At 72.2% G+C, this 12,470-nt stretch carries 11 protein-coding genes; 2 read left to right on the top strand and 9 right to left on the bottom strand.

Annotated features, from left to right (window positions below):
• The 5 genes from VT50_RS21750 to VT50_RS21770 all read right to left on the bottom strand — a co-directional run bounded on the left by VT50_RS21750 (position 1) and on the right by VT50_RS21770 (position 4,212).
• Positions 1 to 1,074: a hypothetical protein gene (locus VT50_RS21750; RefSeq protein ID WP_046085175.1), complete on the bottom strand. Its 1,074-nt coding sequence runs from the start codon at positions 1,072 to 1,074 to the stop codon at positions 1 to 3.
• A complete protein-coding gene (locus tag VT50_RS21755) occupies positions 1,071 to 2,150 on the bottom strand; it encodes a COG1470 family protein (RefSeq protein WP_240529249.1) in 1,080 nt (359 codons plus the stop codon). Before VT50_RS21755 ends, VT50_RS21750 begins: the two co-directional genes overlap by 4 nt.
• A gap of 26 nt (positions 2,151 to 2,176) precedes the next feature.
• Positions 2,177 to 2,935 (bottom strand): LPXTG cell wall anchor domain-containing protein, encoded by a 759-nt coding sequence (locus VT50_RS21760; RefSeq protein WP_078840611.1) that lies wholly within the window; start codon positions 2,933 to 2,935, stop codon positions 2,177 to 2,179.
• Between the two features lie 215 nt (positions 2,936 to 3,150).
• The gene (locus tag VT50_RS21765) at positions 3,151 to 3,660 is read right to left on the bottom strand and encodes an ATP-binding protein (protein WP_046085174.1); all 510 of its coding nucleotides are present in this window, start codon (positions 3,658 to 3,660) and stop codon (positions 3,151 to 3,153) included.
• Positions 3,661 to 3,843: 183 nt separating this feature from the next.
• The gene (locus tag VT50_RS21770) at positions 3,844 to 4,212 is read right to left on the bottom strand and encodes an STAS domain-containing protein (RefSeq protein WP_046085173.1); all 369 of its coding nucleotides are present in this window, start codon (positions 4,210 to 4,212) and stop codon (positions 3,844 to 3,846) included.
• 241 nt (positions 4,213 to 4,453) lie between these two features.
• Between VT50_RS21770 and VT50_RS21775 the strand changes: the two genes are divergently transcribed.
• Entirely contained in the window at positions 4,454 to 5,413 is a 960-nt protein-coding gene (locus tag VT50_RS21775; protein ID WP_075200294.1) for an RNA polymerase sigma factor SigF, read from the top strand.
• 120 nt (positions 5,414 to 5,533) lie between these two features.
• Here the strand turns inward: VT50_RS21775 and hutI are convergent, their stop codons facing one another.
• The 4 genes from hutI to hutU all read right to left on the bottom strand — a co-directional run bounded on the left by hutI (position 5,534) and on the right by hutU (position 11,221).
• On the bottom strand, positions 5,534 to 6,733 hold the full coding sequence (gene hutI / locus VT50_RS21780; RefSeq protein WP_046085171.1) for an imidazolonepropionase: 1,200 nt from the start codon (positions 6,731 to 6,733) through the stop codon (positions 5,534 to 5,536).
• A gap of 44 nt (positions 6,734 to 6,777) precedes the next feature.
• Positions 6,778 to 8,262 (bottom strand): formimidoylglutamate deiminase, encoded by a 1,485-nt coding sequence (locus tag VT50_RS21785; RefSeq protein WP_240529250.1) that lies wholly within the window; start codon positions 8,260 to 8,262, stop codon positions 6,778 to 6,780.
• Entirely contained in the window at positions 8,253 to 9,440 is a 1,188-nt protein-coding gene (locus tag VT50_RS21790) for an allantoate amidohydrolase (protein ID WP_046085170.1), read from the bottom strand. Before VT50_RS21790 ends, VT50_RS21785 begins: the two co-directional genes overlap by 10 nt.
• A gap of 119 nt (positions 9,441 to 9,559) precedes the next feature.
• Positions 9,560 to 11,221 (bottom strand): urocanate hydratase, encoded by a 1,662-nt coding sequence (gene hutU, locus VT50_RS21795; RefSeq protein ID WP_046085169.1) that lies wholly within the window; start codon positions 11,219 to 11,221, stop codon positions 9,560 to 9,562.
• A gap of 204 nt (positions 11,222 to 11,425) precedes the next feature.
• Between hutU and VT50_RS21800 the strand changes: the two genes are divergently transcribed.
• Positions 11,426 to 12,448 (top strand): MDR family NADP-dependent oxidoreductase, encoded by a 1,023-nt coding sequence (locus tag VT50_RS21800; protein ID WP_046085168.1) that lies wholly within the window; start codon positions 11,426 to 11,428, stop codon positions 12,446 to 12,448.
• Positions 12,449 to 12,470: the final 22 nt, after the last annotated feature.

Genomic DNA, 12,470 nt, shown 5'->3' on the forward strand with positions numbered 1-12,470 from the left:
TCACGTGGTTCCTTTCGGGGTCGGTCGGATCTCCTCGGTCGGTGCGGACATCTGGTGGTGCGGCCGGGTCCCCGGCGCGGTGTCCGGGGTGAACCAGGGCAACGCCGGGGGCCCGCCGTCCGCCGCGGCCGGTCCGGACGGCGGCGGCGAAAGCGGGGGCGCGGGCGGAGGCGGTAGTGGTACGGCCCGGGCCGTACGGGGCCGCACCTTGTCCACGACGGCCATGCCGATACGGAAGACCGTCGCCGAGACCACCACGCACAGCAGCACCCAGAAGAGGGTGACGCCCCAGGGCCGTCCCACCGCCCACGGCTGTTCGACGAGCAGCTTGTGGCCGTAGCGCAGTGCGACCCGATAGTCGCCATGGGCTCCGGCGGACAGTTCGACGTCCAGTTTGACCTGCGCCTTCTTTCCCGGCTGTATCGTCCCCCGCCAGCGCTGCTCCTCCCAGGAGGGGGCGAAGACGCCGTGCGAGGTGCCCACCTCGAAGACCGGGTCGCGGGCCGGGGTCGAGCCGAGATTGCCGACGGTGACCACGAGCTGTCGCCTGGGCGGAGCGCCGAACCAGGTCAGCAGCCCGCTGGAACCGTCGAGCCGGGCCGAGAGCACGCTCAGCCGCTCACCCCCGGTCCGCTCCTTCGGCAGCGGCGCGACCGGGTGTCCGGCGACTTTGAACGTCACGTCCGCGGCGGCGGCTTCGCCGGTGACGGTCGCTATATGGATGACACAGGGACAGGGTTTGGGCGGTTCGGCCACCGGCAGCTCCTTGGTGAAGGTGCCGTCCGCGCCGACGGTGACCGCCCTCCCGTCGCCGTTGGCGCAGGAGTTGGTGCCGCCGATCATGTTCTGTCCACAGATGAGCAGGGTGAGCAGGGCACGCGGCCGCCAGTGGGCGCCGGTCACGGTGACCGTGCCGCCCGTGCCCGCCTCGGCCTCGGAGACCTTCGCGGTCGGGCCCTCGGCCGCCGTGGCGCCGACCGTAAGGGGCGCGCCGAGGGTGAGGAGGACCAGGGCGAGCACGGTGAGCACGGCGGAGGGCCGGGCCGGGGTGGCTGGGTGTCGACGTGCGTTCACGTGGTCGCTCCTGCCCCTGTGCGCCGCGGCTGCGGCTGCGGCTCCTGCTGCGGCTGCGGTTCCTGCTGCGGCTGCGGCTCCTGCTGCGGCTGCGGCTCCTGCTGCGGCTGCGGTTCCTGCTGTTGCGGTTCCGGCTGGTGCTGTGGCTGCGGTCGCGGGGTGCGGCGTCGGGGGCGGCGTACGCGCAGGAGCCAGACGCCTCCCCCGGCGCCCACTGAGGCCGTCGCCACGGATGCGAGCAGCCACCAGGGGACGGCCGTGTAACCGGCGGTCGCCGTGGCGTGCGCTCCCCCGCCCGCGGTGACGGTGAGCGTGAGGTCCACCGAGTCGAGTACGGGCGGGTCCGGCCAGCTCTCGGTGAGCCGGACCCGCTCGCCGGGCGGCAGCTCGACCGGCAGGGTGCGGGGAGCCCGGCGCAGCACCTGGCCGAAGAGCCCGTCGGCGCGTACGGCCAGCCGTGGGGTGAGCACGGTGTTGCCGCGGTTGACGAGGGCGTAGTGGATGGCCGCCCCGCCGCCGTGGTCCCGGACCGTCACGTCCTCGACGGAGAGGGCGGACAGCGTCGCGCCGCTGATCCGCAGCCGCAGCCGGACCGCCACCTCCCGGACTCCGGAGGAGACCATGACCGCGCCGGGGTGCTCACCGGGCACCGCGTCCGAGGGGACGGTGACGGTGAAGGGGACGTCGGCGCGGGTGCGGGGCGGCACCGTCACCCGCCGCTCGGCCAGCGCGATCCGGGCGCCGCCGTCGCCACCGCGCAGCTTGACGGTTCGGGGGTGCTCGCTGCGGTTGGTGACCGAGAGCCTGTCCTCGAGGACGGCACCGGGTTCGCCTTCGAGGTAGACGTACGGCCGGTCGCCCGCACCCGGTGTGCCGCCGCCCCCGGCGGCGGGCGCCGCCGACCAGTCGGGCCCGTCGGCAGCGGCCGCGGAGCCCCACGGCATGGGGCCCACCAGGGACACGGCCAGCAGGGCCGAGACACAGGCACGAACGGCTACCCGGGCGGCCGGGCGCAGGGCTACCGGTACGGCCGGGTGGATCGCGGCATGGACCGCTGCACGGATACGCGACGGCATCGGCGGCTCCTCGGCTGCCGTGCGCGTCAGGGCGTGGGACGCTGACGGCGGGTCAGCCAGAGCGCTCCGGCCACTCCGGCGAGCAGCACCGTGCCGCCGAGGGTGCCGAGCGCGACGGCGGAGTCCGTCGGTCCGGTCTGCGGCAGCTGGTCGTTGCCTGAGCCGCCCTGCGCACCGCCGGAGCCGTCCGAGCCGCCCGTGCCCGCGCCGCCCGTACCACCCGTTCCGCCGGTGGAGCCGGAGTCTCCGCCGCCGCCCGCGGCCTTGACGTCCAGCGTCAGCGAGGGCTTGGGATCGTTGCCTGGCGTACAGGTCGTGGTCGTACCCAGTGCCTTGATGGTGAGGGTGGAGGCGGTGAAGGTGACCTTTCCGCTCTTCTTGGGGGTGTAGGTGCCCGACAGGTCACTGATCTTGATCGGGCTGTTGGCGGGGATGGCCTTGGCGTTGGCGGGGCCCGACACCGATACCGTGCCGCTCTCCGCTCCGCCCAGTTTGATGAGCGCGCTGGGGTGCATGGCGCCCTTGCCGAGCTCGACGGGGCTGGAGGAGACGCCCTTCTGGAAGGACATCGTGAGCTTGTAGGAGCCGCCGCTCGCGACGCTCTTGATGTCGATGGGCGATACGGCGCTCTTGTCGCCGATCGGCGTCTTGCACTGGTAGTCGACGTCCACGGTGTCGGCGTGCGCGGCCGGGGCGGTGAGGAGTACCACGGAGCCGGCCAGGGCCGCCGCGAGCGTGAGGGCGCCGCCACGGCCGGCCGGGCGGCGTTGGTTGTGGGACACCACGAGATCCCCTCTCGTCAAGCGCCGCAGCCGGATGTAACTGACGGCACATCAGATTGGGCGCTGACGGTACGCCGGGGACCTTGTCAAGGGAAGACAAAGAGCACGCCGGATCGGCGTGGGGACGGAGGGAGGCCGGGGAGCAGTCGGGGAAAGGGTGAGGGAAAGCGGGGGGAAGGGTGCGGGAAAGCGGAATCGTGGCGCCGGAGCCGTGCTCTTCAGCCCGGCGCGGCCAGCTCGGCCCAGACCGTCTTGCCGGTCCCCTCCACGTTCCGCACGACCCCCCAGTCCAGGCAGAGCCGCTGGACGATAAACATGCCGTGGCCGCCGGGGCGTCCGGCGCGGTGCGGGGTGCGGGGAGCGGGCGTACCGGTGCCGAGGTCCACGACCTCGAGACGGAGCACTTTGGCGGTGCAGCTGACGCGCAGCTCCTCGGGGCCGTCGGCGTGCAGACAGGCGTTGGTGACGAGTTCGGAGACGACGAGCAGCACATCCTCGGCGGCGGCGCGGCGGTCGGCGGTCGCCGCCGGAAGCCACCCCCAGTCGCGCAGCGCCTCGCGTGTGAAGTCGCGGGCGCGCGGCACCGCACCGCTGGCACCGATCAGATGGAGCCTGCGGATCTGACGGAGGGGGCCGGCCGTCGGGGGCGCCGGTGGGGAGGCCGAAGCCGCGGGGCCGTCCGGGTCCGGGCCGCGGTCGCCCGGCGGGTACGGCCGGGTGGTGCTCATCAGCGCTTCACCTCACCGATTCACCGATTCAGGGACAAGGGATACCTGATCTCTTCAACAGTTTCAGCCTGTCTCCTGCCCGGCCATAGCGTGAGAACACCCACTACTTCCGCCCCACCGATGTGACGCGCGCAACGCATCGATGACCCATCGATGACACGCCGGAAACAGGAGTGATCTACATCACTCGACAAGGGCGGCGTGAAGAGAGTCATGCACGGTGAAGACGGCGTCCGCACCCGTGATCTCGAACACCCGGGCAACGATCGGCAGCATTCCGGCCAGGTGGACGCCGCCGCCTTCGGCCTCGGCCTTGAGCCGCGCGCCGAGGAGGACATTGAGCCCGGTGGAGTCGCAGAACTCCAGCTTCGAGCAGTCCACCACCAGCCGGGCACGTCCCCCCTCCACGCATTTCTCCAGCGGCTCGCGCAGCACCTCGGCCGTGTGGTGATCCAGCTCACCCACCGGCGTGACGACCGCACTCGCCCCGTGGTGCCGAACCTCGACCTGAAGCCGGCCCTTGCTGGCGCTGCCGACCATCCCGCGGTCCATCTGCGCACCTCTTCTGGCGTCTCGTTGCTTTCGATTGCGCGCATCGAACCCTACGCCTTCTACCCGCTGCCCCGGTAGCCGAACATTTCGCATAGTTCGGCAAATATGGACAACGTGGACTTGCCACTTGGTGGCCGATGCAGGTAGGCCTAGAGGGTCACACCCGCTTACGGCCCGGCTTTGGAGGCGCCGCTCACCGGAGCAGCACGTTATGGCACCGGCAGCCATATGCCGAAGAACGATGGAGGAGACTATGTCACCCCGCCTCGACGACACGCGGACCGAACCCTCGGGGAGTACTCGGACCACCGTTTCGTCGGCCCCCCTGCCCGAGCAGTTCACGCCCGACGTTGACGCCCCGGCGGCCGTTGGCCTTCTCTTTGATGAATTGCCGGAATTGTCCGATCTGCCGGAAATCCCGCCGTATGACACGGTAGCACCGGTGGACGCGAGGGCTCTGTCGAAGACCCTCTTCGAACGTCTCGAGGTGCTGGAGGAAGGCACCCACGAGTACGCCTATGTGCGTAACACCCTGGTCGAGCTCAACTTGGCGCTGGTCAAGTTCGCCGCCTCTCGGTTCCGCTCCCGCAGCGAGCCGATGGAGGACATCGTCCAGGTCGGCACCATCGGCCTGATCAAGGCGATCGACCGCTTCGAGCCGGGCCGGGGCGTGGAGTTCCCGACCTTCGCGATGCCGACGATCGTCGGTGAGATCAAGCGCTTCTTCCGCGACACCAGTTGGTCGGTGCGCGTGCCGCGGCGCCTCCAGGAGCTCCGTCTCGACCTGGCCAAGGCCGGGGACGAACTGGCCCAGAGGCTCGACCGCGCCCCCACCGTCGGCGAGTTGGCCGAGCGGCTGGACATCAGCCCGGGCGAGGTCATCGAGGGCATGGCCGCGAGCAACGCGTACACCGCGAGCTCGCTGGACGCCCAGCCGGAGGAGGACGACTCCGAGGGCGCGCTGGCGGACCGGATCGGATACGAGGACCACGGGCTCGAAGGCATCGAGTACGTCGAGTCCTTGAAGCCGCTGATCGCCGATCTGCCCGCCCGCGACCGGAAGATCCTCTCCCTGCGCTTCGTGGCCAATATGACGCAGTCGGAGATCGGTGAGGAGCTGGGCATCTCCCAGATGCATGTCTCGCGGCTGCTGTCGCGCACCCTCCGTCGGCTCCGTAAGGGTCTGATGATCGAGGAGTGACGCCTCCGCAGACGAATAAGGGCCCGCCCCCGGATCACCCGGGACGGGCCCTTATCCGTGCTTCCCGCCGTGCCGTGGCGCGGCGTGCCGTGCCGTGCCGTGCCGTGCCGTGCCGTGCCGTCAGATCAGGGTGCCCTCGTGCCAGACCGCCGAGACCAGGGGCACGCCGGGGCGGTAGGCGAGGTGCACATGGGACGGGGCGTCCAGCAGCGCCAGATCGGCGCGGGCGCCCGGGTTCACCCGGCCCACATCGGTACGGCGCAGGGCCCGCGCCCCACCGGCCGTGGCGGCCCACACCGCCTCGTCCGGCGTCATCCCCATCTCCCGTACGGCCAGGGCGACGCAGAACGGCATGGAGCTGGTGAAGGACGAGCCCGGGTTGCAGTCCGGGGACAGGGCGACCGTGACGCCCGCGTCGAGCAGCCGGCGCGCGTCCGGATAGGTCGAGCGGGTGGAGAACTCCGCCCCGGGGAGCAGGGTGGCCACCGTCTCGCCCTGGGCCAGCGCGTCGACGTCCTCCTCGGTCAGATGGGTGCAGTGGTCGGCGGAGGCGGCGCCCAGCTCCACCGCCAGCCGCACCCCGGGGCCGTAGGAGAGTTGGTTGGCGTGAACCCGCGGGATCAGCCCGCGCTCCTTGCCCGCGGTCAGGACTGCGCGGGCCTGGTCGCCGTCGAAGGCGCCCCGCTCGCAGAAGACATCGATCCAGCGGGCGTGGGGGGCGCAGGCGTCCAGCATCGGGCCGGTGACCAGATCCACGTACCCGGCCGGGTCGTCGGCGAACTCGGGGGCGACGATATGCGCCCCGAGGAAGGTCACCTCGTCGGTGTGGGCCCCGGCGATGGTCAGGGCGCGGGCCTCGTCCTGCGAGGTCAGCCCGTAGCCGGACTTGATCTCGACGGTGGTGGTGCCCTGGCGGCGCGCCTCGGCCACATAGCGGCCGACGTTGGCGTGCAGCACGTTGTTCGAGGCGGCGCGGGTGGCGGCCACGGTGGTGCGGATCCCGCCGGCGCTGTAGGGGCGGCCGGACATACGGGCGTTGAACTCCTCGGTCCGGTCGCCCGCGAAGACCAGATGGGAGTGGGAGTCCACAAAGCCCGGAATGGCGGCCCGGCCACCGGCGTCGACCCGATTGTCAGTGGCGGGTGCTTTGCTGGACTCACCGACCCAGGCGATGCGGTCGCCGTCGATGACGACGGCCGCGTCCTGGATCAGACCGAGGGGGCCTTCACCGAGGGAGGGGTCATTGGTGACCAGAGTGGCGATGCCGGTGATGGCCGTCGTCGTGGGCGGCGCGGTGGTCGCGTTCGTCGCGGTCGTCATCGTGGGGGTGCTCTCCTTGGTCGGCCGTGCCGGTAGCGGCCGGGTCACGGTCCGTGCAGGGCTTCGATGGCCTCGGCCAGCGCTTGGGGCACGCGCGGCACGAGCTGATGGGCGCCGTCCCGTACGACATGGCGGCCGCCGACCACGGTGTGCCGGACATCCGCGCTGGTCGCCGCGAATACGGCGGTCTCCGCGCCCAGCCGGGGCGGCGGCCCCGCGGTGCGCACCGAGTCCAGCGCGATCGTGGTGAGGTCAGCGAGCGCCCCCACCTCGATCCGGCCCGCCTCCGCGCCCCAGCCGAGCGCCGCATGACCGTCCGCGGTGGCGGCCCGCAGCAGCTGGGTCGCGGTCCAGTGGCCGCGGGCGCGGGTGCGCAGCCGTTCGTCGAGCTCCATGGCGCGGGCCTCCTCCAGGATGTCGATCACGGCATGGCTGTCGCTGCCCAGCGAGAGCGGTGAGCCCGCGCTCTGCAGCTCGGCGGCCGGGCCGATCCCGTCGGCGAGGTCACGTTCGGTGGTCGGGCACATACAGACGCCGGTGGCGGCGTGGCCCAGCAGCCGGATGTCGCCCGGGGTGAGATGGGTGGCGTGCACGGCGGTGGTGCGCGGGCCCAGCACCCCGTGGTCGGCGAGCAGCCGGGTGGGGGTGAAGCCGTGTGCCTCCACGCAGGCGTCGTTCTCGGCCGTCTGCTCGGAGAGGTGGACGTGCAGGGGCGCCGTGTGCTCGCCGGCCCAGCCGGACACGGTCGCCAGCTGGTCGACGGGGACGGCCCGCACCGAGTGGATCGCCGCGCCGATGCGGGTGTTGGCGTCGGGCTTCAGCCCGGAGACCCGCTCGGCCCAGGCTTCGGCCGTGCCGTCGCAGAAGCGCAGCTGGTGCCCGTTGGGCTCGGCCCCGAAACCGGAGGAGAGATAGCAGGTGTCGAGCAGGGTGATCCGGATCCCGGCCTCGGCCGCGGCCGCGATCAGGGCCTCCCCCATCGCGTTGGGGTTGCCGTAGCGGGCGCCGCCGGGCGCGTGGTGGAGGTAGTGGAACTCCCCGACGCAGGTGATCCCCGCCATGGCCATCTCGGCGTAGACGGCACGGGCCAGCTCGAAGTAGCTGTCCGGGGTCAGCCGGTCGGCGACCCCGTACATCACCTCGCGCCAGGTCCAGAAGGAGTCCGGTGCGCCGCGCTTGCGCTGCGGGGCGGTCCGGGCGCCGTTCGCCTCGGCCTCCGCCTCTGCTCCCGGCCCGGCTCCTGTTTCGGCTCCCGGCTCCGCTCCCGGCTCGCCGTCCGGGGCGCCGTTCGCTCTGCCGTCCGCCTGGACGATTCCGCGCAGGGCCCGGTGGAAGGCGTGGCTGTGGGCGTTGGCCAGGCCGGGCAGCGTCAGCCCGCGGAGGGTGACGGACCCGGCGGGCGGGCGCGGGCTCTCGGGCACCACCGCCGTGATCCGCCCATTGGCCGCGGCCACGATCACCACGTCCGGCCGTACGCTTCCGTTCACCCAGGCGTGCTCCGCCCAGTACGTCTGCGCCGTCAGTGACACGCCAGACCCTCCAGTACCTCCGCGAGTGCGGCCACACCGGCGAGGCAGTCGTCCTCGCCCGCCGTCTCCGCGGGTGAATGCGAGACGCCGGTGGGGTTCCTTACAAACAGCATGGCCGTCGGAACGGACGCGGACAAAATACCGGCGTCGTGCCCGGCCCCGGTGGGGAGGACCGGGACCCCGCCGAGCAGGCCCGAGAGCCGGTCACGCAGGCCGTGGGCGAACTCGACGACCGGGGTGAAGGACTCCCGGGTGACCCGGACGTCCACCCCGTCCCGCTGGCCGCGCTCGACCGCGGCGCGCTCGATCTCGCCGACCACGGAGGCCAGCGTCTCCTCGTCGGCCGCGCGCGAGTCCAGCCAGCCGCGAACCAGGCTCGCGATCGCGTTGACCCCGTTGGGCTCGACGCTGACCTTGCCGAAGGTCGCCAGTGCCCCCGCGAGCTTCGCCTTCTTACGGGCGGCGAGGACGGTGTTGGCGTAGGTGAGCATCGGATCGCGGCGGTCCTCGATCCGGGTCGTCCCGGCGTGGTTGGCCTCGCCGTGGAAGTCGAACCGCCAGCGGCCGTGCGGCCAGATCGCGGAGGCGACGCCCACGGGGTCGTCGGTGTCCGCGAGGGCGCGCCCCTGCTCGATGTGCAGCTCGACGAACGCGCCGATGCGGGCCAGCCGCTCCGGGTCGGGGCCGAGGACGTCCGGGTCGTAACCGGCACGCTCCATCGCCCGGGGGAGGCTCACCCCGTCCGCGTCGCGCAGCTCATGCGCCTGCGCGACGCTGAGCTGCCCGCTCGTCAGCCGGGAGCCGACGCAGGCCAGGCCGAAGCGGGCGCCCTCCTCGTCGCCGAAGTTGACGATGGCGAGCGGTTTGGCGGGGTGGGCGCCCCGTGCCCGTAGCTCGTCGAGGGCGGCGAAGGAGGAGACGACGCCCAGCGGGCCGTCGAAGGCGCCGCCGTCGGGGACGGAGTCGAGGTGGGAGCCGGTGACGACGGCGTCTCCTGCGGTGGGGTCGCCCAGCCAGGCCCATTGGTTGCCGTTGCGGTCCACGTCGTAGGTGAGGCCGCGGGTTTCTGTCTGTGCCTTGAACCAGGCTCGGCAGTCCGTGTCGGCTTCCGTCCAGGCGTAGCGGCGGTAGCCGTTCGTCGTTGTGTTGCGGCCGATGGGGGCCAGGTCGCGCCACATGTCGTGGAACGACGGGGTTTCGTTGGCGAGTGCCGCCCGGTGGGTGGGTTGTGCCCACCCGTCCCTCCCCCAGCTACCGCTGGGAGGTGCCCCCTCCGCGGAGCGATTGCCCACGCCGGTCACCTATCCGTCTCCCTCATGGGGATCCGCACGCCTCGGTCCTGCGCCACCTCGTCCGCTCGGTCGTAGCCCGCGTCTACGTGGCGGATGACGCCCATGCCGGGGTCGTTCGTCAGGACGCGGCGGATCTTCTCGCCCGCCAGCGCCGTGCCGTCGGCGACCGTGACCTGGCCCGCGTGGATCGAGCGGCCCATGCCGACGCCGCCGCCGTGGTGGATGGAGACCCAGGAGGCGCCCGAGGCGACGTTCACCATGGCGTTCAGCAGCGGCCAGTCGGCGATCGCGTCCGACCCGTCCAGCATGGCCTCGGTCTCGCGGTACGGGGAGGCCACCGAGCCGCAGTCCAGGTGGTCGCGGCCGATCGCCAGCGGTGCGGCGAGCGTGCCGTCGGCGACCATCTCGTTGAAGCGCTCGCCCGCCTTGTCGCGCTCGCCGTAGCCGAGCCAGCAGATGCGGGCGGGCAGCCCCTGGAAGTGGACCCGCTCCTCCGCCATCTTGATCCAGCGGGCCAGCGACTCGTTCTCCGGGAAGAGCTCCAGGATCGCCTTGTCCGTGGCTGCGATGTCCTTCGGGTCGCCGGACAGGGCCGCCCAGCGGAAGGGGCCCTTGCCCTCGCAGAAGAGCGGCCGGATGTAGGCGGGGACGAAGCCGGGGAAGGCGAAGGCGCGCTCGAAGCCCGCCAGCTTGGCCTCGCCGCGGATGGAGTTGCCGTAGTCGAAGACCTCGGCACCCGCGTCCATGAAGCCGACCATGGCCTCGACGTGCCGGGCCATCGACTCGCGCGCCCGCTGGGTGAAGTCGGCGGGCTTCTCGGCGGCGTACGAGGCCATCTCGTCGAAGTCCACGCCGACCGGCAGGTACGACAGCGGGTCGTGGGCGCTGGTCTGGTCGGTGACGATGTCGATCGGGGCGTTCATCGCGAGGAGCTGCGGGACCAGCTCGGCCGCGTTCCCCAGCACACCGATCGACAGGGGGCGCCGGGCGTCCCGGGCCTCGGTCGCGAGCTGGAGCGCATGGTCCAGGCTGTCGGCGCGGACGTCCAGATAGCGGTGGTCGATCCGGCGCTCGATGGCGCGCGGATCGCAGTCGACGCAGATCGCGACGCCGTCGTTCATCGTGACCGCCAGCGGCTGGGCGCCGCCCATGCCGCCGAGGCCCGCGGTGAGGGTGATCGTCCCGGCCAGGGTGCCGCCGAACTTCTTCGCGGCGACCGCGGCGAAGGTCTCGTATGTGCCCTGGAGGATGCCCTGGGTGCCGATGTAGATCCAGGAGCCCGCGGTCATCTGGCCGTACATGGTCAGACCCAGTGCCTCGAGGCGGCGGAACTCCTCCCAGTTGGCCCAGTCGCCGACCAGGTTGGAGTTGGCGATCAGCACCCGGGGTGCCCATTCGTGGGTCTGCATGACGCCCACCGGGCGGCCCGACTGGACCAGCATCGTCTCGTCCTGCTTCAGCGTGCGCAGGGTGCGGACCATGGCGTCGAACGAGCGCCAGTCGCGGGCCGCCTTACCGGTGCCGCCGTAGACGACGAGCTTGTCGGGGTGCTCGGCGACCTCCGGATCGAGGTTGTTCTGCAGCATCCGCAGGGCGGCTTCCTGCTGCCACCCCCGGGCGCTGAGCTCCGCACCACGTGGCGCCCGTACGGGTCGCGGTCCTGTCATGGGCCAAGCCTCCCTGTGCCATCGACTGGATCGAGTTATTCACATCTTGATGCTGATGAATATGACTAGTCAATACCGCGGGCCTTCGTATACGCCCAGGTGGTTCAGCGCTGCGGGCCCACCGTGCTGGTCACGGCCAACCCGCCGCCAGGCCCCGGGGTAGCGTCACCAGGTCGTGTACCCACGCCCGCCGAGGAGCCCTTCGTGTCCCTCCCCGTCCCCGCCACCCACCGCGAGGTCCGTCTGGCGGCCCTGCCCGATGGGGAGCTCACCCCCGGTCACTTCGAGGTCGTCACCGCTCCCGTCCCCACCCCCGGCCCCGGTCAGGTGCTGGTGCGCAACCGGCTGATGAGCGTCGCCGCCGTGATGCGCCCGCTCACGCTCGCCGACCCGGACGCCCTCGGCCTCCCCCAGCTGCTGCACAAGGCCGGTGAGGTGATGCGGGGCGCGGCCCTCGGCGAGGTGGTCCGGGCGCCGGGCACGGAGCTCGCCCCCGGGACCCTCGTCCGCCACCGCGCGGGCTGGCGCGAGTACGCGGTCCTGGACGCCCCCGAGGTCTCGCCCGTCGAGCCCGATGTGCTGCCGGACCCCGCCGCCCATCTCTCGCAGGGGTTCACCGCCTGGCTGGGGGTGGTGCGCGGGGCCGGGGTGCGGCGCGGCGACACGGTGTTCGTCACCGGCGCGGCGGGCGGTGTGGGCTCCCTCGCCGGGCAGTTCGCCCGGCTGCACGGCGCCGAGCGGGTCATCGGCTCCACCGGCTCCCGGCACAAGGCCGACCTGCTGACCCGGGAGCTGGGCTATGACGCGGTCGTCCTGCGGAGTGCCGGATCGGTCGAGGAGCAGCTGCGTACGGCCGCTCCCGACGGCATCGACGTCCTCTTCGACACCGTCGGCGGCGAACAGCTGCGGGCCGCCCTGGCGGTGGCCCGCCGCAACGCCCGGTTCGCCCTGGTCGGTGCCCTGGCCGCACAGCTCTCCGACGACGCGCTGGCCCCGACCGGGATCAGCACCCTGACCCTGATCACCCGGAGCGTCACGCTGCGCGGCATCAGCGCGGTGGACCACCAGGACGCCATGCCCGCGTATCTGAGCGAGTTCGGCCGGGCGCTGCGCGAGGGCGCGCTCAGCTACCCGTACACCCGGCTGACGGGGCTCGATCAGGCGCCGGGCGCACTGTGCGAGCTGGTGGAGGGCCGTCACCTCGGGGCGGTGCTGGTGGAGCTGTAGGGACGCCCCGCGCTCCCGCGAC

The sequence above is a fragment of the Streptomyces antioxidans genome (assembly GCF_000968685.2).
Classification (GTDB): Bacteria; Actinomycetota; Actinomycetes; order Streptomycetales; family Streptomycetaceae; genus Streptomyces; species Streptomyces antioxidans.

Coding starts and splice junctions, on each gene's coding strand:
- VT50_RS21755 (WP_240529249.1), bottom strand. CDS start 2,150: ATGCCGTCGCGTATCCGTGCAGCGGTCCATGCCGCGATCCACCCGGCC.
- VT50_RS21765 (WP_046085174.1), bottom strand. CDS start 3,660: ATGAGCACCACCCGGCCGTACCCGCCGGGCGACCGCGGCCCGGACCCG.
- VT50_RS21770 (WP_046085173.1), bottom strand. CDS start 4,212: ATGGACCGCGGGATGGTCGGCAGCGCCAGCAAGGGCCGGCTTCAGGTC.
- VT50_RS21775 (WP_075200294.1), top strand. CDS start 4,454: ATGGAGGAGACTATGTCACCCCGCCTCGACGACACGCGGACCGAACCC.
- hutI (WP_046085171.1), bottom strand. CDS start 6,733: ATGACGACCGCGACGAACGCGACCACCGCGCCGCCCACGACGACGGCC.
- VT50_RS21790 (WP_046085170.1), bottom strand. CDS start 9,440: ATGTGGCGCGACCTGGCCCCCATCGGCCGCAACACAACGACGAACGGC.
- hutU (WP_046085169.1), bottom strand. CDS start 11,221: ATGACAGGACCGCGACCCGTACGGGCGCCACGTGGTGCGGAGCTCAGC.